Below are 22,423 nucleotides of genomic sequence, written 5' to 3'. Positions count from 1 at the left end.
GACGTCAAAATCCTTTGCTGCGCGAATCTCTTGCCCGCTGACCGAATCCTTCCACCGAATTGGTTCCTCCACCAGCATCGCGACGCCCACGCGTCTTCCGCGGTGTATTCTCCTTGATCGGAATAATCCAGCTGAACAGGGTTAACACACCAGATAAGATGAGCATCGCTCCGAATCTTACAAATGTATCACCCACCGTTGATCCGTCCAGTCCCCATTCGAGCAGAAGTCCGGCCAATAAACCAGACACGGCACCACCAATTCCGAAACTGAGTGCGAGATGACGGTTATCAAATACAAGTCCTAGCGACACGCCCAGTGCGACACCAATCAACAGTAAGGCAGCCACTCGGAAAATAGCCAGATACGTACTGTGCTCCATCATGCCTGTACGTTCGGTCACCAGCGTTCGTTCATCAATCGTATCGTAAATTTGCTGGAATGCCAGATTAAGTCCACCGGAATCTGGTACATCATAGTACATACCGCCCGTCTGCTGTGCGATATGACGCAGCAAGTCGGTTCCGGAAGGGTCCACCAGACTCAGCCCCACCGTATTGACGGCGATCTGTTCATTTGCATACTCAGACAAAATGCCGGATGTGTCTGCATCACTGAATCCATCGGATAGCAGAATCGCTACCGTTCCGCGTTTCGGGTCCTGTTTGCCCTTAATCTGCTCCATCGCTTCCCGCAGCACTGCATCGAAATTAGTTCCGCCCGAGGTCGTCACGATGCCATCAATTTTGCTGTACACCTCATTTTTGGCAGCTTCGCTGTCCAACGGGGTGAACGGCTGAAGCAGCTCGGGTTGATCATCAAAGGTAATCACCGCCACCTGTTTATCGCTTTCCATTTGGCTAATCAGTGTTTTGGCCGCTTCAAAGCGACCGTTATCTGGGTCTGTCTCACTCATACTGCCCGAGTTATCGATCATCAGCACGATATCCTTGACTTGCTTCACACCGCCTGGGTTAATCTGATACAGCAATTGCAGGGCAAATCCGACGACAAACAATAGCGCCAGCGTTGCCGGAACAAGCAGTTTCCAGGATAGTCCCAGATATCGCAGCTTCCAGGAAGCTCCGTTCAGCTTTGGCGAGATCATCTCTGCGAGTAAACAGAATAATCCCACGCTAAGCGCCAACACGCCAAAGTATAATCCCATCAGCAATAGACGGGGCATTTCCCCGAGCCACTGACGCAGCATGATTTCTCCAGCCGCAAAGCCCACAGCTCCGCCAATCAGGCTGAACAGGACCAGGAGAAGATTGATTTTTCGCTGCATGTTTGCATGCATCCTTTCCAAAACAGCCGATGAACGGCTGAATTAATACAAGATGGGTTGATGAAAAATGAACGTATAATGTACTGGACGGAAACAGATGGATCGATCTGTACCTCCCTTCCGTCCATATAAGATACAGCCTTATGTTTTAACGCATGGGTGACAGCTTCTCGGCCAGATCGGAGGGATGGAGCTCATAACCATTCTCTGTATACGAATCGTAATACACCCGACCATTGCGATACACCATCAGGTCTTCCAGATGGAAGCCCCCCATCAGATTCAGCTTCTCCACACCACTGCTTCGTTCTTCATATACCACACCCAGCTTATAGATCCGTGACGTTTCTTCGGCATACGCCGCGTAGTCCATGAAGGCACTATGGTGATCACCAAAGAAATATTTTTCTTCATAACGATGTTCCTGCGTATAGTCGAATACTCTTACCCGAACGACCGCCTGCTCCTCCAGTGTGCGATACAATCGGCGGAACAGATCATCACGGGTCAGTACATTTTTGTCCCCATAGGTAATTGTAACATTCGCCCGCAAAAGCAATTCTTCTTCGAAAGGTACCCGGAGCGGTTCTGCTGTAAGCAGCATCACATGACACACCTCCATCAGACGTTGCAGGAGTCGCTCGTTTCCTTCTGTGGCAAGCCCGTTCATATCCCCCATATGGCGGTCCTCAAACCAGACATCCCGTCCACGCTTTGCCTCCAAATCTGCAATCAGCGCTTCCGTCACTTTGCCGTAATACTCCATTACGTTCTGACCGATATATTCATCTGCAGCCGCTATGCTCTCTACAGCTGTCTCACGCAAAACACGTTCCAGCGTTGCAAGTGTCTCCGTTACACTCCGGCTGAACGTATGCAGTTGTTCCATCTCTGTGTCGTAGACACGAAGCAGCTGCAATTCATTCTCCAAACGCAGCAATTCAACTTTGGGCACATACACACGCTCCAGTAAACAATCGATCAGGTTGCGCACGTTCTGTTTGTCACGGAACAACGCCCGTTTGAATGACTGATCCTCTACCCGCTCCTGCTGACGCTGCTCCAGCAAGGCACGTGCAGATTCAAGCTGCACTGATTTATCACGAATCAGTCCAAGCAAAGCCTCACGCACGCTGCCGAACCCATTGTCACTCCATGCGGCCCACTGAAAATAGCCAACCTCAGGATGCTCCGTGCGTGATTGCTCAGCCTTACGACGAAGGGAGTCTTCTGTGCTGCGCTGACGTACTCGTTCCTCGGCAAGACGGACCACGTTATCACGGAAGTACGCCTCTGCGCCTTGCCCAAACAGTGCTCTCTCCGCTTCACGCAGCGAGAGCGGCTTCAGATCGGAGAAGCTGACGTTATGCGTCATAATGCCGCTCATGCCGCTCACCAGATCCTCATCGGGAAGAATCCCTTCCACTTTGCGCTCTACCGAAGCCCCATCCAGTCCGAAAAAGGCGAGCTTGTCCTTGATGCTCCACTCGGGTTCCTGCCGCATCCGTTCAAGCAAATAACGATACAGATGATACAACACCGCGAGTGCAATGGGTTTGTTCGGCCGTCTAATCTCGGCAAAACCTGCACTGGCATAACCATGCTGATCCGAGGTCGTACGAATGTTATTTTTGAACGACGTATTGTTATACGTGTTGGCCCCCGTGCTTGATACGGAACCAGAGCTATCTGCATCCTGCTTCCGATTCTTGAGCAGACAGATTCGGCAGATGATCTCGGCATTTTCGATCCACCCGCCGGGTACGCCGGTTCCCCGCTCGTTTTTGTCTGACAAAATATATACGAGATCGAATAACGGAGAAGCGGGATGTACAACCGGAATGGAGATACCGTCCTCCGTAACCAGCAGATTGCCACTGAACGTATAGTCCAGCCCCTGCATGTAATCCAGTTCCCGCAGAAAAGCGAGTCCCGCCGCACTTGCATATCCAAAGGAATCGACCTGCTCCATCTCGCTGACTAGCACATGCAAATCGGTCTGTACCGACTTGAAGGATTGAGCCAGTATCGTCTCGGTCAGCTTGGTAAGCTCCGGCAACAATACATTCAATGGATCATCTGCCCTGGTCACAACGGTCACGTAGATTCGATCGAACGATGAATATAGGCGTCCGTATTCGGCAATACGATTACTCACCCGCCGCAAGGTACGATTCAGACCAAAGAGTGCCTGATCTGAATCGTGGAAACTGCGATGCACATCCTTGCGAAGCGTTTTGGAAGGTCGATCTGTCTGTATGGTGGACAAGGGAAGCACGTGACGTGTCACCTGACCATCATCCGAAGTGCTGCCATTCCTTGCATCACTTAAGCCGTTAACACGCGCATATCCTGAATGAGCACCCGCACTGTAATGGTCATGCTTCGTTTGTGCGGGGTCATGGTCACGATGTTGGGCATGCTCCTGATTTTCCGTTCCAATCTGTACATAGACTACACCTTCTCCGTTATCCCACTTCAGCCGGTTGATTTCCTGGACAGCAGACACTGCCGGAGCGACCTGGTCACCCACAAACAGGAACAACGCGGGGTAATGGATGCTGCTGCGACCATCACCCAGGCTACCTTGACGCTCCTGCTCAGTTGCATACTGTGCTGCATACTTCTCCAGATTGCGTTTTAGAGCATTGTTCGAGCTGAACTCCATCCCGGCCGCCATCTTACTTCAGCCTTCTGCGAATGTCATTCAGTTTCGATGACATCGTTCTGTAGAACTGGTAGATGTCTTCCCCGTTCGCCAGTTCTACTCGCTCGTATTCCAGACGATCACGGGACTCCATGAACAATGCAGCCAGATCATCCAATTTCGTAAGCAGTGGCGTGATATCTTCGGTAGCGGTGAGGTCGTTATCGCGGCGGGACGCTTTGCGCAGCAATGTGCTGCGATCCTTCTCTGCCAATCCACGGAAGTTGCCAAACACTTCATATTCGGCAAAGTTACGGCTCTTCATCAGGTTCGCAAACGGCTCCCATGCGTCTTCTTCCGGATCACGGTCATAGACGTACAGCGCGCCTTTCTTCACAATGGTATCGGTGTAGAGTGCTTCGATGAAGCGGTCATACCACTGCTCCTCGTCCTGATGCTGAGCGAGAATGCCTTCCAGCTCGGCGACTTTGACCGAGATGGCGTTCATCTTCGCCAGTTCTTCACGTACCCGCGCGATCAGCTGCGGGGAACGCACCAGGTTTTCTTTGGCCATATCTTCATTAATACTTCCGAAAATGTCCTTCACCGACACCCGTGGCAATCCTTCGGATTGCAGGCGTTTCAATTCAATAACTGCCCGCTTCACTTCACCCAGGTTCGGCGTGGTGGACGTCAGGCGCATGTCGTAGGCAGCGAGCTTCGCGGACAGGTCGAACGGTTCCGTTGTCACAATTGCATAGCGGTTGCTTGTATTCTCATCAATGGATTTGGCTGTCACAATGTTGTATCCGAGCGCCTGCTCGAATTCGGTACGTACACGGGCATTGTACTGCTTGACCCGGGCGTTCTCGTACACATCTCCCCATGACTTTTCTGGAATTGGCGACGGCAGATAGGTCCAGTTATTCTTTTCGGTTTGCACCAGATGGCGTCCGATACCTTCTTTGTCCAAAATGGTACGTTCATAACTTTCCTCATATACTTTGAGTGGTGTGTACACAAACAGTGGTACCCCGTTGCGAGTGTTCAGCCAGAAGATCCGGTTGCGCACTTCACTTTCCTTAACGGTAAAATGAGATTTGCCCACCGCATTGTTCTGATAGTTGCGAATCCCTCTCAGAATGCCCGGCGCCTGTGCTGGCACCGATACGAATCCCCAGGATGGGAAATGCAGACTGCCTGTGCTGTTGCTCAGATTGAACACCGGAACCGCCTCATCATCCAGTTTGCCTGCAATGAAACGTTCCACGAATTTCTCGACAGACTCGTCCTGTCCATATTTGATAACCAGGAAGTCCTCCATCGAGCGGGTAATCAGATCGCCGAACTTCTCAGTCAGGAAATCAGAGATGGAGCTGACGATATCGATCTCGTTTTCTTTCACCCACTGGCTGGAGTTCTCCAGCAATTCACGCGAGAAGTCACGGATCAGATCATCCGTATCACGCTTGTCCAGCAGTCCATCCACCACACTGACGATATCCGGCACACTTACAACGTTCCAGTAATACGTTTTGTTGCCTTTGTGATCAGACTGTTCTTCGCCGCGTGTCAGGATATCCCCGTTTTTGGAGAAGATCGAGCTGAGTGCGTTCAGCGTTTCAGTAAATACGTTATAAATGCGGCTGTTCTCCTGGTTCAGCAATTCGTACAGGTCTTCGTAGAACTCAATCATCTGATCATTGCGTTCCACATCGGCATGCAGCCAGTACTCATGAATTTTTGCTTCAATATAAGCATTCTTCTTCTTCTCTTTGGAGACGAAAGCACTCTTCGCATCGCCCAGCTTCTCTTCCGACTGCTCCTGAGCAGCCTCAATATCACGCGGAATGCGGAAGGCATTCTCACGCAGGGTTTCAATGTACGACTGAATCATCTTCAGTACACAGAAGCCTTTTTCAGTGTAGATCAGACGGGAGACATAGAACGGACCCTGTTCAGGATGCAAAAACATACGCCGGATCTGTTCGGTGAACTGACCCGCAATCTCTCCCGGCAGCTGCTTCTTCGCCTTGATATATTCTTCACGGGCACGAGCCAGGAAGTTCTGCTCCAGTTCGGTGTCCATGTTCACGACCTGTGATTTCACTACATTGCCATAGGATAGACGCTCACTGTTCTGGTAACCTGGCAGCGGCTCCGGCACACGGGCTTCAAAGGACTTGACCACACTTTCGAGATCAATGCCCAGCTTGCGGGCAAACTTCTCGGTATCCTCCTGGTTCGGTGCTTTGGAGAACATGGTGTTCATTTTGTCGAACATGCGGTAAGCCAGATAAGTCGTCATTTCTTCAATCGGCAGTACCGCTGAGGATGCACCGATAATGTTGTAATCATAGTTGGCCGGATAGGCTTTGTTCATCTGAGCAATGTTCGTGCGAATGTTGCTGATATAATCGTGGATGGCAAACTCCTCGCCGGATTGCTTTTCCTCACTCGCCATAAAGTTGGTGATGTTCTCGGCGGTGACGTTCATGCAGTAATCATAAGCATTCTCCAGTAATTTGCCTTCCGTATTGGTAGCAGAAATCAGATGACACAGGTTGAACGGTGGCAGCGGTGAATTCACCGTCAGAATGTTGCCGTATTTTTGGGAGAAACGCTCACCCCGGCTGTCCACGTTCATCCAATAATCCAATTCCTTGAGCGCAGCGTATCCATTCTTGCGGATGTACTCACGAGTGTGTTCACTCAAGCTTTTGTTGGATAGGTTCACGTCTGGGGTGAACAAATATCCAAGCGTGTTCACGCGGTCAATCCCGGCAGAGCCGTGATCACGTTCGATAATCCCGCGCACGATATAGGAGATATCAAGGAAGCATCCACTTCCCGTACCGCCGGAAAGACCAGTCAGCAGGAACACCATCAGTTTTTTGTTCGTGCCTACAGATAATGTTTTGATCTTTTTATCGATCGCCTGCACGACCTGGTTAATCTTCGTGAAAAGAAGCAGGCGTCCAGCCTGACGCACACCTGCGGCGCCGTTCATGCCATCGGTGATGCTCAGCTCCGGAGACAGCCAGTCCGTAATATACGGCTCCAATACGCTGCGGTTCTGAAGCAATCCACCAATCTCGGCATTGGACAACAGTACAAATTCATTAATTGGATCGAGTCCGATGCCTTTATACTTTTTGGCGCGATCCTGTTCGTTCGTTTCAAAAGCAAGAAACTCCACGTTGGACGGTTTGTCCATTTTTTTCTTGGATACCGGGTCCTGTGGCAACTTGAAACGTCGGTTAATCTGGTATTTAAGACGCAACAGCGCATCAATACCTGTTCCTCCAAGACCGATAATCAGAATCGGGTTATCAATCGTATCGACTCTGATTTTCTCACTGACAATCCCTCCGCCAAGCGATACATCCAGTTGCTGAATATGTTCTCTAACAATCGGTTTCATTCCAAGTCCTCCCTTATTTAAACCAGTTGGGCTAAAACTCATTACACTTGCCACTCCGATGACAGAGTAACCTTCCGATCGCTGTTATCCCCAGATTTTTTCAATTCACTTTTACAAAGTGAAAATCCGGGGATAAAGGCGAACGCTTCGCTTCTTCAGGTTTTCTCTGTCCTCTCCGTTCTCGTGTAAACAATTATATCCAAATTAAAATGCATTCCTTTTAAACCAAATAATCAAATTACACCAGATACTCAATTAAAATCGTTTTGTCCGCCTGTTGCAGCGGAATGCTCAGTCGGTCACCGTTCTTCAGTTCAACGCCTGAGCTTGCATCAACGGTACGGCCGGATTTCTCCAACGTTCCGCCAGCGGTGTTACGGATTATAATTCGATCCCCATTGCTGGGCGTAAATACATATTTCTCGGTTTCCTTCAATTCAGGGTCCAGCTGTAACAGCTGGTGCAGATGGAATCTGCCCCGGAAGGATGCCAGCTTTTTATATTGCGGGTACGACTTGTCCCCGGTATTCTCATCGCGAATTTCGACAACCATCTGTCCGACAAATCCACGGTTTTTGCGTTTCAGCCAGCCTAGCAGGAACCAGACACCCACAGCTACAACGATCAAGGCGATCACGCCCAAAATAACAGGCATCCATGGAAACGGCTTGTCCTGCTCGCCCGCAGGTGTCGTTGGCTGAGTTCCGCTACCGGCTGCTCCGCCCGCATTGATCGTAATTGGAGCACTTTCCCGGTAGAAGCTGTCTTCTTCTGCACGGATAACAAGCTCGTAGTTATGTTTGTCCGGCACTTCAAACGTTCCGGCGAACCCGGAGCCCGTGTTTTTGAGCGGCTGTTCTGTGCTTTTGCCTGTATCCTGATCGTTTACGACCAACGTCGCCTTCATATCGGCATACAGATCATTATCCTGCAGCGGCTGCCCTCCATTCTCCAGCTTGGCGGTCAGATCGACTTTGTCGCCCTTCGTATAGGACTTGGTCTTAATTGGGTCCACAACGAGCTGGAGATCATAGTTGAACAACAGGTTGATATCGATGCTGTCTTTCGGAGCCCCTTTTACCCGAAGTTTCCAGTCGCCTTCCTGAGGCTTGAGCAGCTTCACCAAGGAATAACTCTTCGAAGTCGAGAGCTTGGCTGCGTCAGAGTTGAGATCTACGGCCTTGCCCGAAGGATCGGTTAATTCAATCTGGACTTGTTTTGAAGACATGATCGAGATGTTGGCTTCAAGTACACTGTCGTTCGGTACGTTCACGGTAACTTCCTGATAACTGCCGTTTCCTGTAATGGAGGGCAGCTTCACGACATTCAGTTTGGCATGATCAGCGAAAATCTCACTCAGAATCTGGGGCAGATCATCCGGTGTATCTGTGATAAAAGACTTGCCTCCGGTCTGCTGAGCCAGATCTGCAAGTGCGTCCTTGTTCAGTTTTCCGTCTGCGTTCAGTCCAATCGTATAGACGGGAATCCCCTGATCCTGTGCTTCTTTGACGGCTTTTGCCAGATCCGCATCGGATTGAGACTGGGTGCGACCTTTGGTTTTGTTAAAATCGTTGTTGCCGTCAGCCAGCAGCACGATCATTGGTGAGTGAGATGCGTCTGCCCCATGGTTCAGCACATTCACTGCTTCAGCCACTCCGACAGAGATATCGGTATATGGCCCTCGGCCGAGCTGATCAATAAAATCTTTCAGGCTGCTCTTGTCCGCATCGGACTGAATCTCCAGCAATGCCTTTTCCCGCTCCACCTGATCGGTGTAAGCGACAATCCCTACCTTGTCCCCCTGGACCGGCAGCATATCAATAAACATTTTCATGGCTTCATTGCTGATCTTGTCACGGTCACTTGTATTCATTGAATTACTTACATCGGCTACAAGTACCGCATCGATTCCGCTTGTCTGTGCCTGAGCCGCTGCAGCATGTGGCAGCAACGCCTGAGGTAGCAGCAGCGTTAGAAATGCCAGCAGAACCAGAGTTCCGCTGAGCCAGCGTATTTTGCTTGTCCGCAGCATTGGGTGTACTCCTTCACGTTTGAGATTAAAATGGGAATAGTTTATTATAGGCGTCAAGCCTTAAGGAAATCTTAACAGTCTACTAATAAATTCTGAAAAGCACCCCTATCTTCAGTTACAGTTTTGTAATGACTGACAAAAATCGACGAATTCATGTCAGTAGCTGGCACAAAAGTTCCAACTATGGAAATATGATATAGTTATTGCCAGCAAACTGCAATATAACGACGCTCGATCAGTAAACATTATAACTACGCATATTTTAACTATGCCTAGAAAGGAACGGATTATGGTTACATACGGATGCCTCGCCATATTGTTTCTTTTTGTCATTATAAAGGTGATTGCTTTCCTGCTTCATCGGCGCAAACCCGTTTCCCGGGAAGATGCCGATCGAACCCTCTACACTATTCTGAATGGCGAGCGTGATTGAGCATGAGTAATAAACAAGTTGTATCCATCAAACCTTTTATAAGAACAACGCATGCATTTCAAAAGTTGCGTGTCTGCAAGCGGTGTGGCCAGTATACCTGCCTGTGGGAAGATCACTGTGCTGCCTGTGGACGCGGCACCCCTGCCACAGTGGAAGAACGCTCCTCTTCCCGCGTCAAACGTCGGATTGCACGCGACTTGTTCATTACGGTAATCCTTGGTGCAGTTGCTACCTATTTTGGTGAAACTATAGACCAAACGATGGCGGCGGCCAGTGCCTCCCTGCTGCTTCTGGCTGGATTGATCTTCATGCAAAAGCGATCCTTCCAAGTGGAACAGCAGCGTGAACTTAAACGCATGCTGCGTCAGGATGAGGAAGCGATTCGCCAAGGCATTAACCGGAATTGGGCTCTTGTCGCAGAAGCACGCAAGCAGGATGAAGCGCTAGCCTATGAAATGCTCAGGGAGATCGGTTCACTCGTCTATAACGACCGGATTCGTCTGCAGCAGGTTGCGCTGCTGCAATCCTTCGTGCTGCGAAGTGATATGGACCTGCAGCTCAAACCGCTGCTGCTGCACAGCTTCGAGCGGCTGCTTGCTGAATATATCGGTGAAATCGCACGGCTGAAGCCCGAATTGGTCCGTGAAGATGCGATCCGGTATATCGCCACGTACGAAGTGAATATTTTGCAACTGCACAACGGGATTCAGATTCTGACGGCTGTAGCCGCCGCTGCTGTACGCAAGAGTAAATATATTGAGTTGTTCCCAAGTCTTATTACCCGCTACGCGCGCTTTATGCCCAAAGATCGGTTTATGCGGCTCTATCGAACTCTGGAGCTGTATCCTGGTAAGGCACGCGGTGGTCTGGCGGAGTCGGTTGGTCGGGTATATAACGAGAAATATCGGGATTCGTACGCAGATATTCGCGTATAGAGCTGATGTATATGGACTCGAAATGTAAATTAGTGCAAACTCAATCCCTGTATATAGACGAACCAAAATTCGTTTACCCCTGCATGCATACTGGATTCACACGTGACATTGTATAGTTTTTATCATATAAGCTTCTACGAAAAAACACCCCATCCTTAGGTCTAGGATGAGGTGTTTTGATGTTTGGAAAATGTATGGCGTTCTTCCAGACTACTTGCCATAGGTTTTATCGTTATTACCGCCCGCGACGAGAATCGCGGCGGTCGCTCTTGGCCGGCCCGCGTCCTGCGGAGTCCGGTCGGCGTGAACCTTCACTGCTGCGCCCGGAGCTGCGCTTGTCGGCGCTACGGCCGCCCCAGCCGCTGCTGCGCTCATCGCCGCTGCGACCTGCACCACGCCCGCCTTGACCCGCTGCACCGCGACTGCTGTCGCTGCTGCTGCGCGCGGAACCACGGCCTGCGCTGCGCTCGTCGCCACTGCGGCCGCCACTACGACCACCGCTGCGTCCACCTTCGCCGCCACGGGAACCACCACGACCGCCACGTCCGCCTTCGCTGCGGCCGGTACGACCTGCGCCGCGACGGGCACTGCCTGTCCCAGCGGAGCGTCCGCCAGAACGTTCTTCATCACCCTGACTGTTGATAGAACGTCTATTTGCTCCAGTTGATGCTACCGGACCTTCACTTGTCCACTGGATACGGGACAGCTTCTGATTGGTGCCTTCCTCAATACGAGCAAGCTCCGGTCTGTCGTGCTGTGTTGCAAATGTCACGGCAAGACCCGTGCCGCCAGCACGACCCGTACGGCCGATCCGGTGGATATAGCTTTCCGCATCATGCGGCATATCGTAGTTGAATACATGCGTTACGCCTTCAACATCCAGTCCGCGTGCCGCAACATCCGTAGCAACGAGGATTTGCAATTTCGCGTCGCGGAATGCTTTCATTACGTTCTCACGCTTGGATTGAGACAAATCACCATGAAGTTCATCGCTCGCATAACCTGCTTCACGCAGATCTTCATTCAGCTTGGATGCACGGCGCTTGGTCCGGCAGAAAACAATTGCCAGGTACGGGCGATACGTATCAATCATGCCGCGAAGTGCCTCAAGTTTGCCACGATCCGTGCACTCCAGCACCTGCTGGCGAATCTGATTGATCGGAATCACGGACTTGGAGGATACCTTCACATCCTCCGGGTCTTTCATGTAGTTCTTCGCCAGGTTGCGAATGCCTTTCGGCATCGTTGCCGAGAACAGCATTGTCTGACGTTTGTGTGGCAGTTCACTAAGGATGGTCTCAACATCATCCAGGAAGCCCATGTGCAGCATTTGGTCGGCTTCATCCAGCACAAGTTTCTTAACATTATCCAGCTTCAACGTGCCACGACGCAGATGGTCCAGGAGACGTCCCGGCGTACCAATCACGATCTGTGTGCCGTTTTGCAGCTTGCGCAGCTGTTTGTCCACATCTTGTCCGCCGTATACCGCGAGAACATGCAGCTTATCGTCGTTTGCAGTCAGCTTCTTCGCTTCTTCCGTAATTTGCAGCGCCAGCTCCCGGGTAGGGGCAATAATCAGTGCTTGCGGCGAGCGGTCGGATACATTAATTTTCTGAATAATCGGCAGCAAAAAAGCCAGTGTTTTCCCTGTACCCGTCTGTGCCTCAGCAATAATATCACGCCCACCCAGCAGTACCGGAATCGAACGCTCCTGTACCGGAGTCGGCACGGCGATGCCCTGATGTTTCAGGATCTCGCACCATTCCGGGCGAATGCCCAGTTGTTCAAAGTTTGCCAATCGTTACACCTCTGTATATTCATTTAGATAAGTCCATTTCATAATTGCTTTCACTTGGCTTCAATCAAGACTAGTTTTCCGTATATCAATCATGATTATGAAATGAATTTTTTAAAAAGCAATCGGTCCGTTGCTCTTCTTCTCCATACCCTGTAGTTTACACGTTAGTCAAGCAAAACAAAAGGGGATCAGGCGTTACTTTCCTGCATTTGTCCACAAATGTCCCGGATCGTTGTGTTTAAAGCCTTAACGAATCATACAGACCTTATACCGCAGTCATGGAAACCTGTGAAATTGTGACGAACTTCAGCCACGCTATAGACCTCAACTAACTAAGCATTTTGCTGACATAAACAAAAAAGGGCCGTCCCTGTCATGATCCATCATGACTTGCAGGACAGCACCTATCATCTATCAATGATACTCATTTGGATTCAACTATAGCACTGTGCCCTTGCACCGTAGCAAATCCGCTCTTCTCAAGCAAACGAGAGCTTTCCTCGTTCAGTCCGCACAGATGCACCGTTTTGCCCAGCTTCGCATATTTGAACTTCACTTTACCAATGGCAACAACCGCCGTATTATCCCAAATATGTGAGCCACCAAAATCAATCGTGATTTCCTGCGGATCAGCCTCAGCATTGAACTCATCGACGAAGCGGGAAGATGAACCGAAGAAGAACGGTCCGTGGACCCGATAGACCTTCTGCCCCTGCTCCTCATATGCCTGCACACGAATCTTGGTCTGTTTCCAACCAAAATGAAGCACACTAAGCACAACGCCGACCATCACACCGATAGACAGATCGTGGGTATACACCACAATGGCAACTGTGACTACCATAACGAAGGCTTCCGCACGTGGCACACGCGCAATGTTCTTGATGGAGCTCCAGTCAAACGTACCGATGCACACCATAAACATCACACCTACGAGTGCACCCATCGGCACCTCTTTCACCACACCACTAAGCAATAACAACAATATGGCCAGAAAAGCGCCAGCCGTAAATGTCGATAATCGACCTCGACCACCAGACTTCACATTAATAACCGACTGTCCAATCATCGCGCAACCACCCATGCCACCGAAAAGGCCATTAACAAAGTTGGCAATCCCCTGACCACGTACTTCACGGTTTTTGCTGCTCTTGGTCTCGGTCATTTCATCCACAATCGTTGCAGTCAGCAAAGATTCCAGCAAACCTACCAGAGCCATCGTGAACGAATACGGCAGCAGAATCATTAGCGTATTGAGGGACCAGTCGATATTCGGCAGATGGAACATAGGCAGGGTACTCGTAAGATTCCCCATATCACCTACGGTTTTGACGTCCAGATTTAATAGCGCCGTAATGATCGTCATGATCACTATAGCAATCAGTGGAGCCGGAACACTTTTGAAAAACCGTGGCAAAATATAAATGATCGCCAGCGTACCCGCTACCATCGCATACATGATCCAGTTCGCACCTGTGAAATGGGTCAGCTGAGCCATAAAGATCAGAATCGCCAGCGCGTTCACAAACCCGGTCAGTACCGAATGAGGCACAAATGTGATAAACCGACCAACCTTGAAAATCCCCAAAATAAACTGGATTATACCTGTCAGAATTGTAGCGGCGAACAGATATTCCACGCCATAATCCTTGACGAGTCCCACCATCAGTACCGCCATAGCGCCCGTTGCGGCCGAGATCATGCCCGGTCTTCCGCCCGCAATCGAGATCACGATGGCAATCGTAATCGAAGCATACAATCCCACCATCGGATCGACACCCGCAATGATCGAGAAGGCAATGGCTTCCGGAATAAGCGCCAGCGCTACCGTAATACCTGCCAGCACGTCCCCGCGAATGTTACCAAACCATTGTTGTTTTAAAGTATTCATATCGTCCTTTGCCGGTCCTCCTACGTATTTAAACTCAAATTTGACTTATCTCCTGAACGGCAATGGAATGGTTCGTCACTGAGCAACTACAACAAACAACACAAAACAGCGGAATACCCTCCCGCAAAAATGTGTCTATATAAGTTGAAAACATGTTGGATTGACCATGATCCGAATAAATTATCCGATATCATGTCTGAACATGTCTCATCCGTTCCAGTGTGCACCTCTTATTTCCACTACAACATTCAGGTGTCTTGCTTTCGAGGCATCGTGAGCCAATCACAAGTTCTCTAGGTTTTCCCCTCTCAGAAAAACCGGGTCCGTTAATGTACTGACCTATTATTATAGTCCCAGAGTCTCTTCTACACGAACAGAGTATGTATCCGTAATTGGTATATTATCTTGTATTATCTCTTATATATGTAAAATATCTCAGTTATGCTCTGTTTATCTTGTTTAAATATTCCCCTCGATGCCCAAACAAAAAAAGCCGCTAATGCTCCCCTGACAGGAAACTTAACGACTCTCTTGATTACGTCTATACTTAAAATCTCCCCGATTTAAATATCGAATAGAGCAGGAAGGCCACCATCAGAATGGCTACCAGAAAACCGATCTCAATGACCGGAATATCCCACAGCATGGTTGACTGGTGACTGATCGAAGAACCGATGATCAATCCAACCATAATGATACAAAATGCGAGCAGTACAATACTAAAAGACAGCCGATTACTGATCTGGTCCATTCTGCGCATGAGCGCATCCAGTTCGGGGACACTGATCTCCAACCTTAGCTTACCTTTGCTAATAATGGAAGACAATTGCCTTAACTGCCCTGGCAGACCCATGACACTTTCGGCCATATCCGCAGCACTGCGGAACAGACGGTTCTTGATCCTCCCAGGATTGAAGCGTTCCTTGATCAGCTTTCGACCAAATGGTTCTGCCATATCTACGATACTCAAGGAAGGATCGAGATGTTCGATGACACCTTCCATCGTGAGTAGCGATTTCCCTAGCAGCAGAATGTCGGCAGGCATCACAACCCGATGTCGCTGCGCCACGCCGAACAGATCATTCAATGCTTGACCCACGCTGATTTTGGAGAAGGGAATATCGTAGTATTTGCTGCGCAGCTTGTCCAGATCGTTATGAAGCCCTCGCAGATCCATATCATCCGGCATCATGCCCAGCTTCTCAATCGCCCGAATCATGCTGTCCGTATCTTTGCGCATCAATCCGATAATGAGCGAAGCCAGGTGCTGCTTCATCTCATCGCTCAGACTTCCTACCATGCCGAAGTCAATAAAGGCAAGCCTGCCATCCTTCAGAACCATCAGATTGCCCGGATGTGGATCGGCATGAAAGAATCCATGAATGAAAATCTGATTCAACAACGAATCTACCAGCCGCTGCGCAATGTTATTCAGATCATGCCCACGTTTAATCAACTCGTCACGGTCATTGAGCTTGATGCCTTCGATGTACTCCATGGTGAGCACACGAGAAGAAGTTTGATCCCAATAGATCAGTGGTATCTTCACTTTGCTGTCCTGCTGATATTGCTGTGCAATCTTTTCCGTATTACGTCCCTCGACGGTATAATCCAGCTCGGCCATCAATGCCTGAGCGTACTCTTCTACCATTTGCGGAATCTGATATTGCTTCACCCAATCCCAGCGTTTCTCCGCCATCGCTGTCAATTCTCGTAAAATATCTAGATCGCGCTGAACGATACGCGATATGCCGGGCCGCTGAATCTTAATAGCTACGGCCTCACCGCTTCGGAGTTTACCCAGATGCACCTGTCCAATACTAGCCGCAGCCACAGGGGTATCCTCGAACCGGGAAAAGATCTCCTCCAGCGGTGTATCCAATTCCTGTTCCAAAATACCCCGTGCCGTCTCCGAGGAAAACGGTGGGACCTGATCCTGCAGCTTCACCAATTCCCGGATCACAGACTCGGGCAACAAGTCTGCCCTTGTGCTTGCCAGTTGCCCCAGCTTAACGAAAGCCGGCCCCAGCTCCTGCAGCACGAGTCGTATGCGTTCACTCAGCGTCTTGGTGGTGTGGGCTTCACGCGACATCCACCGCCGGGGTATGGCCAGCAGCTGGAACAAACCCAGCTCCTCGACCATATAACCGAAGCCATGACGCACCAGCGCCATGGCAATTTCCCGGTATCTGCCGACATGTTTGATTCGCACAGCCATCTACTCGATCTCGTTTCCTTTGAGAGGAGGAACTTCAAGTGGAGCTGGGGATACATCAGGTTGAAGCTGTGGTGTGTGACCCAGTTCCGCAAGCTTTTTCTCAAGGACGGCAACACGCTGTTCCAAACTGGTTACATCACTTTCGGATGGAACGCCCACTTCCTGAAGGACGCGCTTGACCTGTTCGTGAATCATTCTTTTGAACTGGCCCTGCTCTTCATCGCCCCGTTCCATCAGGCGTTCAACCAACGCTTTGGATTCACCAGGCGCCAGTTCCCCTCGCTTAACCAGATCATCCACGGTTTTCTCAATTTTCTCCTTACTTACAACAGTAAGACCGAGCCCTAACGAGATTGCCTTTTTGAACAAATCGCTCATTCTTGTCATCCTCCTCTTCGTTGATCTCTATAGTATACCCCTAATCAGCTGCTCACAAAAGAAACGGTACGGCTATACGTAGCGCGCAGCCCATTTTCCTGCCTGCAGAATTAACTGACGATAGGTTTCATGGGCAAAAGATGGTACATGATGTCCTGGCATCAAGTAAACAATGCGTCCAAGACCATATCTATGCGCCCAAGCTGCGGGCTTCGGCCCTTCTTCGGATTGATACTCCAGCAGAATTTTCGTTTCGGCAAATGAACCGAACTCGAACTGATAAGGCTCTTCCTCCATCGTAAATCCGGAAATGCCTTCCGTCACTGGATGGCTCTCTGCCGTTACTGTGAACTCTAGTGGGGCATAAGGTGGATGATGCAGGAATTTGGCACCGATCATCTGCTTCAGCTCATAACGATTTTGGAGCGAAATTCCGTTATGTATAATGACCAGTCCACCTCCATTACTAACATAGGACAATAAGCCTGCCGTCTGCTGTGGAGAGACTTTCCCCTTCCAATCATCCATGTAACAGATACACACATCAAATCCGGTTATATTTTCTTGCAGCAGCATGTTGCGATTCTCACTGCACTGCACAGTCATAGTATCGTGAAAAATCCGACTAATTTCCGCATCCACCCCTTGCAGCGGATGCCAGTCCGGATGAGTATAATCACCAAGTAACAACGCTTTTTTACGATGATCCATCAATAAAAACTCCTTTCAAATTACCTCTAACAGAATTACCAAGGAAGGGTATCGCCCTTGTAATCTACATACGCGGGCTGATCGCCCATGAACTCCTTATGGCGATCGATGAGTGCTGTGATATGCTGAGCCGATTGATCTGGCGTAAGGTCTGCATCGGTATTTAATTCCCCGCTCATATAACTCTGTACCCAGCCGGGATGTATCAGCATCACTTGCCCACCCTCATTCTTCAGACCATTATGCACAAGGCGGGCCTGCATGTTTAACGCAGATTTGGACATACAATAGGCAAACCATCCATCCCGGCTGCACTGCTCAATACTGCCTGCCTCCGAAGATATATCGACGATCAGCTTGTTTGTCCCTTGAAGAAGGAGGGGCAACAGGGCATGAGTCACACGCAATGTCCCCAAGGTATTTACGTTGAATACTTCTGCCATCTCCGCCATATTTAACGGTCCGCGGATATGATCCGTAATACTTCCTAGTATAGCCGCATTATTGATAAGCATATCCAAATGCTCTGTATCCAGCTTAAGTGTCTCCGTGAACAAAGCTACGGACAGATCATCCGCAATGTCCAGTTCGATGGCGCGTAAATGTTTTGGAAAGGCATCCGTCAGAAGACGAATTCCTTCTGACTCTTCCATGTCCAACCCTGCTGCATAAACGATATAACCTCTCTTCAGCATTTGTGCCGTCAGAGCTAACCCCAGTCCCCGGGCCGCCCCGGTTACACATACGGTTTTCATCATGCTGTCCCTCCCTCACAAGCTTAATCTGTCTTTAATTCATTCCACATTATTATCCAAAAACCTTTAATTATGAATGGGTACAACTAACTTCATGACCAAAGTCTCAGGTGAATTCCCTTGAATCAGATTCATTCAGCTTATAGGGAATGAACCGATCACAGAGACAAGCAACAAAAAAAGTTCTGATCCATATATCGGATCAGAACCGGGAACAACTTGGCATCTTAAATGCGTTTCATTCAACGCTTAATATGACTCCAGGCGGGATCACATATTATTGCAGCAGTTGAGCCTTGTCCGCAGATCGGGCAGCGTAATAACGCCCCAGTTCAACGATTAGTGCCCCCATCTTCTCATCCTCTGGGACTACGAGCGCCTCAATACCTTCTTCACGCATTGCGTTTGCCGTAACCCTACCCACCGAAGCAGGCACTACGCCTTGCCGGAAGGCTTCCTGCATGGATTCGAGCATGCCCTTTGACGCCGCGTATTCAACCAAAAACCGCACTTGCGGCCCACTAGTAAACGCGACAGCATGCACCTCATGCAGCAAAATTTCATTCAACAACTGTTCCAGTTCGCCCTCTTCGGGCGGGACGTGACGATAAGGAAGCACCTGACGTACTTGCGCCCCTTGTTCCTCCAGCCAACCGACCAACTTGGGCGCGGTTTCCCCATGCAGTTGCAACATGACCTTCTGTCCCTTAAGTTCATGAGGCGCAAATTCACGAATCAGCCCGTCTGTGCTGCCATCATCATCCCGTACCAGCGGGGTCAGTTTACGTTTCCGGAGTGCATTGACTGTTTTGTACCCTCTTGCAGCAATCAAGGATTCCGATAATACGTCCAGCAATTGATCAGCAATCTCCATATCCTCAGCCATATCAAAAATAGCGTCCAATCCCATACCCGTGGTTAATACCGTCCAGTCTGGCGGGTCGGATATCCAGGATACCAGACCATCTCGAATATTACGATCGTCCAGAAAAACAGTTCCCTGTGCAGGTCGGACTAGTGGAATCCCGCCCATTTTCTCAACCAGCAAAGACATCTCTTTGGATTTTCGTGGTCCGGTCAATGCTACGCGTATACCTGCCAAATGTTGAGCCATCCATGTTCCCCCCGTTAATTCAGCCGAAAGTCATCAGTCTGACTACAGTATACAGGGTACTTCTATGGAGGGAAACCGAGTTTCCCCTATTTTCGGCGGTTCATCTATAACGATTTTTGATGGGATATATCAGGAAGGCTGTAGTTCTCCACCCTGATGTCCATCACGTTTACTTTTGTCAGGCTCATCTCGTTCCTGTGATGCTTTCCCTTGTTTATCCTCTTTTGGTTGCTGCTTTTGCTTCTGGTCATCCGTTGCTCGGCGATTTTTCGCATCTTTTTTGCGAGGACGAAGGAACACAAAGAGTATGATGGGAAATAGTATCTCGAACACAATCCCAATCCATGTCCATTCTCGTGTAAAGCGAAAGAGCTGAACCGCGTTTTTGAAAAACCAGAAACTACACACGTAACCAACCAAAGCCACGGGTCCTGTCATCACTTTACCTGAAACTTTTGGAATCATTCGTTTCATTCCCCAACAGACAAAGTACAGGTCAAATGCAATTTTGGTAATCATTGTAGGTAGAGTTGCCGCTGCTAGTGCAAGATCAAACCGATCAAGGAAATCACTGATTTGCAGCTGTCTTGCAAGCTCATAGGAGGGATATACCAACCTGGATGCGATGGGTACCCCCACTGCCAGGATAGTTTCGACGATAATCAGAATCATTAACAGGGCTGCGATCGTAATCCCCCACATGACCGACTTGAATCGGAAATCACTGCCCTTAATTACAAAGGGAATTGCAATCATCTCTCCAAAAAAGGAAAATATGTACCAGCTTCCTTTGCCAACACCCGCAACATCAATGTCAAAATACGGCATGAGATTATCCATGTTTATTTGCTGAATGAGCATAAACGGCAAAATTAACGAATTCAGCATAAACAAAGTAACATACAGCTCTGACATCCCAATTAAGGACCCTAGCCCTCCCCTCACGATAAAAACAGCCATGACCAACAGGGTCAATAAAATTATGGAAATCGGGGTCGTCTCCAGCAAGGTAATGCTTACATAGTCACCGATTAGGCGGATATCACGGGCAAATATAAAGAGAAAAAACAGGATATACAACAGTCCTGTCACACGTCCCAAAAAGGGGAAACGCTCCACCAGAGATTCAAACAGATCCTGATCGGGGAACCGTCGCTGAACACGGCTTAACATCCATAGGGATGCCACCATGACAAGAAACACGGGGATATAGGATAAGTAGGCGTGCTGTTCAGCATAAAAGATGGCTTGTGCATGGGGCTGAATCAACGTACCTGTAATACTGAGCAGCATGATGAGCAGCACCAACTGACGACTGGTCACTTTTTGATTCATGGAATACCTCCTTTCTGTCTTATCTTTCATGCTTATTCGTTGAAAAAGCCTTATGGTAACGGTAGCCACCGCTGAATGAATTGGGTAAGCCATGTCGTGACGAAGACTGTTTTGCTCAAATTCGTTACATAGAACCAAATCCCGGCGCTGATGGCGATCAGTCCGTAGGATAACCAGCGATTAATAGCCGCTGCCTGCTTCAAATGTTTGAAGTCCATGATGATTACGGCAACGACTATACCCAAATAAGTGAACAGCAGCGGCTTAATCATGGACAATATCCTCCTCAGGTAATCCAAACGGTTTGTTGATAACTCCTACATTTTCAATAACGATATGTGGTTCAACCACAACTTTTACACTTGGATAAATATCATCCCAACGATCCTTAACCTTGTCCCATTCTTTGGGCAGATGTTGGTGAATCGAGCGACCCAAACCCAAAATATCGGCAGGATATTCTTTCTGAATCAGCCTTATCCCTTCCTTGATGTCATCCTGGATTTTCTGATGAAGTGCTTGATTCAGGTTCTTAATCTCTTGCTCTCTCAGGTCACCGTAGTTCGACTCGTTGTCCACCAAGACTCCCTTGGCATAAAGTTCAATCGTCACCGATATTTTTCCATTTTCAATATGAGGATGTAATGTAGAGTTGTTTTCGTTCAGCTTGATGAAAATATCACCTTTCCCACGAGGAGCCTTAACCATAATTTCTGGCTCGTTGGCTTCACCCATAGCCAGTATAAGTGCACCAGCAGGCGCTTTTTCAATCATGCCTATCAGTTTGTCCTTCTTAAAGATGGCGAGTCCATCCAACTTGATGTTCGTCTTGACGTCCTTCCAGTTGCTCGGCACATTGTCAACGGTCGAGGCGACAGGCAGGAATGGATCTACCCCCTCGGAAAGAATCGCATCCGTGAATGTCTTGAGTGAACGTGGTCTGCGCATATTCAGAAAGCACAGTTCACGTACCATTTCCGAAGGAAATTTTTCAATCGGCGCATCGGTATTCAGCACCTTGTATGCAGAACCTTTGGTAACAATCGGTAGAGCAGAGAGTCGGTTAAGCGGGTAACGCGTAAGTAGGTCCAGCATGGGAGCAACGCCTTCACGTGCAAGCTCCTCTCCGATCAGCATGGTACGCCGATGTGCATAATAAAGCTCACGGGAAAGTGCCTTTTGGCCTTCAATAGATGTTCCGCGCAACGTTTTGGCTGTATTGGATAACATGAACCACGATTTATCGCCACTTGTGCCCCCACCACCACCCTCACTTCCAGTGGAACCGGATTGGCCGGGAAGGGCAATTTGCAGACTGGTTCTGTAATTATCCTCTTCCTTGTCGATGGCGAGACCAATCACAAAAGCTATATCATTAATTTCCTTCCGATCCCAGCACCCTGATATGAAAATGGTACATAGGAGCATGATGGCGACAACATGCCGTTTATGGACAAAAAACAT

The 22,423-nt window shown here is 49.2% G+C and carries 16 protein-coding genes; 2 read left to right on the top strand and 14 right to left on the bottom strand.

Going from position 1 to position 22,423, the window contains the following annotated elements; all coding sequences use genetic code 11:
- Positions 1–4 precede the first annotated feature (4 nt).
- The 4 genes from AC4PM4_RS11085 to AC4PM4_RS11070 form a co-directional block, all read right to left on the bottom strand.
- Entirely contained in the window at positions 5–1,288 is a 1,284-nt protein-coding gene (locus tag AC4PM4_RS11085) for a vWA domain-containing protein (RefSeq protein ID WP_491613609.1), read from the bottom strand.
- Positions 1,289–1,436: 148 nt separating this feature from the next.
- On the bottom strand, positions 1,437–3,968 hold the full coding sequence (locus AC4PM4_RS11080; RefSeq protein WP_491613608.1) for a transcription initiation factor TFIID: 2,532 nt from the start codon (positions 3,966–3,968) through the stop codon (positions 1,437–1,439).
- Position 3,969: 1 nt separating this feature from the next.
- Complete coding sequence (locus tag AC4PM4_RS11075) at positions 3,970–7,359, bottom strand: tubulin-like doman-containing protein (protein WP_491613607.1); 3,390 nt, start codon at positions 7,357–7,359, stop codon at positions 3,970–3,972.
- Positions 7,360–7,597: 238 nt separating this feature from the next.
- Positions 7,598–9,391 carry a vWA domain-containing protein gene (locus AC4PM4_RS11070; RefSeq protein ID WP_491613606.1) on the bottom strand — a complete coding sequence of 598 codons (1,794 nt, stop codon included), beginning with the start codon at positions 9,389–9,391 and terminating at the stop codon, positions 7,598–7,600.
- Positions 9,392–9,680: 289 nt separating this feature from the next.
- Here AC4PM4_RS11070 and AC4PM4_RS11065 point away from each other — a divergent pair, with 289 nt between their 5' ends.
- Positions 9,681–9,824 (top strand): hypothetical protein, encoded by a 144-nt coding sequence (locus AC4PM4_RS11065; protein WP_167434777.1) that lies wholly within the window; start codon positions 9,681–9,683, stop codon positions 9,822–9,824.
- A gap of 2 nt (positions 9,825–9,826) precedes the next feature.
- On the top strand, positions 9,827–10,759 hold the full coding sequence (locus AC4PM4_RS11060) for a hypothetical protein (protein WP_491613605.1): 933 nt from the start codon (positions 9,827–9,829) through the stop codon (positions 10,757–10,759).
- 235 nt (positions 10,760–10,994) lie between these two features.
- On the opposite strand, the gene AC4PM4_RS11055 is transcribed toward AC4PM4_RS11060, so the two are convergent.
- From AC4PM4_RS11055 to AC4PM4_RS11010, 10 genes are all read right to left on the bottom strand, one after another.
- Positions 10,995–12,557 (bottom strand): DEAD/DEAH box helicase, encoded by a 1,563-nt coding sequence (locus AC4PM4_RS11055; protein ID WP_079695562.1) that lies wholly within the window; start codon positions 12,555–12,557, stop codon positions 10,995–10,997.
- 424 nt (positions 12,558–12,981) lie between these two features.
- On the bottom strand, positions 12,982–14,448 hold the full coding sequence (locus AC4PM4_RS11050; RefSeq protein WP_491613604.1) for a SulP family inorganic anion transporter: 1,467 nt from the start codon (positions 14,446–14,448) through the stop codon (positions 12,982–12,984).
- 547 nt (positions 14,449–14,995) lie between these two features.
- Positions 14,996–16,666 (bottom strand): ABC1 kinase family protein, encoded by a 1,671-nt coding sequence (locus AC4PM4_RS11045; protein WP_063567238.1) that lies wholly within the window; start codon positions 16,664–16,666, stop codon positions 14,996–14,998.
- Positions 16,667–17,044 carry a phasin family protein gene (locus AC4PM4_RS11040; RefSeq protein WP_053782782.1) on the bottom strand — a complete coding sequence of 126 codons (378 nt, stop codon included), beginning with the start codon at positions 17,042–17,044 and terminating at the stop codon, positions 16,667–16,669.
- 72 nt (positions 17,045–17,116) lie between these two features.
- Complete coding sequence (locus AC4PM4_RS11035) at positions 17,117–17,755, bottom strand: ThuA domain-containing protein (protein ID WP_063567237.1); 639 nt, start codon at positions 17,753–17,755, stop codon at positions 17,117–17,119.
- A gap of 35 nt (positions 17,756–17,790) precedes the next feature.
- Entirely contained in the window at positions 17,791–18,513 is a 723-nt protein-coding gene (locus tag AC4PM4_RS11030; RefSeq protein WP_240321537.1) for an SDR family oxidoreductase, read from the bottom strand.
- Positions 18,514–18,787: 274 nt separating this feature from the next.
- Positions 18,788–19,624 (bottom strand): uroporphyrinogen-III synthase, encoded by an 837-nt coding sequence (locus AC4PM4_RS11025; RefSeq protein WP_491613603.1) that lies wholly within the window; start codon positions 19,622–19,624, stop codon positions 18,788–18,790.
- A 129-nt stretch (positions 19,625–19,753) separates the two neighbouring features.
- The gene (locus tag AC4PM4_RS11020; protein ID WP_176854488.1) at positions 19,754–20,959 is read right to left on the bottom strand and encodes a GerAB/ArcD/ProY family transporter; all 1,206 of its coding nucleotides are present in this window, start codon (positions 20,957–20,959) and stop codon (positions 19,754–19,756) included.
- A 50-nt stretch (positions 20,960–21,009) separates the two neighbouring features.
- On the bottom strand, positions 21,010–21,231 hold the full coding sequence (locus AC4PM4_RS11015; RefSeq protein ID WP_063567234.1) for a hypothetical protein: 222 nt from the start codon (positions 21,229–21,231) through the stop codon (positions 21,010–21,012).
- The gene (locus tag AC4PM4_RS11010; RefSeq protein WP_176854491.1) at positions 21,224–22,423 is read right to left on the bottom strand and encodes a Ger(x)C family spore germination protein; all 1,200 of its coding nucleotides are present in this window, start codon (positions 22,421–22,423) and stop codon (positions 21,224–21,226) included. The genes AC4PM4_RS11015 and AC4PM4_RS11010 overlap by 8 nt, the downstream gene beginning before the upstream one ends.

Source organism: Paenibacillus sp. MDV22-iso6, from assembly GCF_058408365.1.
This window is presented reverse-complemented; position numbering and strand designations above follow the sequence as displayed.

What these genes read in the sequence shown, in the direction of transcription:
- AC4PM4_RS11085 (WP_491613609.1), bottom strand. Translation starts at nt 1,288, where the DNA reads ATGCAGCGAAAAATCAATCTTCTCCTGGTCCTGTTCAGCCTGATTGGC.
- AC4PM4_RS11080 (WP_491613608.1), bottom strand. Translation starts at nt 3,968, where the DNA reads ATGGCGGCCGGGATGGAGTTCAGCTCGAACAATGCTCTAAAACGCAAT.
- AC4PM4_RS11075 (WP_491613607.1), bottom strand. Translation starts at nt 7,359, where the DNA reads ATGAAACCGATTGTTAGAGAACATATTCAGCAACTGGATGTATCGCTT.
- AC4PM4_RS11070 (WP_491613606.1), bottom strand. Translation starts at nt 9,391, where the DNA reads ATGCTGCGGACAAGCAAAATACGCTGGCTCAGCGGAACTCTGGTTCTG.
- AC4PM4_RS11065 (WP_167434777.1), top strand. Translation starts at nt 9,681, where the DNA reads ATGGTTACATACGGATGCCTCGCCATATTGTTTCTTTTTGTCATTATA.
- AC4PM4_RS11060 (WP_491613605.1), top strand. Translation starts at nt 9,827, where the DNA reads ATGAGTAATAAACAAGTTGTATCCATCAAACCTTTTATAAGAACAACG.
- AC4PM4_RS11050 (WP_491613604.1), bottom strand. Translation starts at nt 14,448, where the DNA reads ATGAATACTTTAAAACAACAATGGTTTGGTAACATTCGCGGGGACGTG.
- AC4PM4_RS11045 (WP_063567238.1), bottom strand. Translation starts at nt 16,666, where the DNA reads ATGGCTGTGCGAATCAAACATGTCGGCAGATACCGGGAAATTGCCATG.
- AC4PM4_RS11040 (WP_053782782.1), bottom strand. Translation starts at nt 17,044, where the DNA reads ATGAGCGATTTGTTCAAAAAGGCAATCTCGTTAGGGCTCGGTCTTACT.
- AC4PM4_RS11035 (WP_063567237.1), bottom strand. Translation starts at nt 17,755, where the DNA reads ATGGATCATCGTAAAAAAGCGTTGTTACTTGGTGATTATACTCATCCG.
- AC4PM4_RS11030 (WP_240321537.1), bottom strand. Translation starts at nt 18,513, where the DNA reads ATGATGAAAACCGTATGTGTAACCGGGGCGGCCCGGGGACTGGGGTTA.
- AC4PM4_RS11025 (WP_491613603.1), bottom strand. Translation starts at nt 19,624, where the DNA reads ATGGCTCAACATTTGGCAGGTATACGCGTAGCATTGACCGGACCACGA.
- AC4PM4_RS11020 (WP_176854488.1), bottom strand. Translation starts at nt 20,959, where the DNA reads ATGAATCAAAAAGTGACCAGTCGTCAGTTGGTGCTGCTCATCATGCTG.
- AC4PM4_RS11015 (WP_063567234.1), bottom strand. Translation starts at nt 21,231, where the DNA reads ATGATTAAGCCGCTGCTGTTCACTTATTTGGGTATAGTCGTTGCCGTA.
- AC4PM4_RS11010 (WP_176854491.1), bottom strand. Translation starts at nt 22,423, where the DNA reads ATGTTTTTTGTCCATAAACGGCATGTTGTCGCCATCATGCTCCTATGT.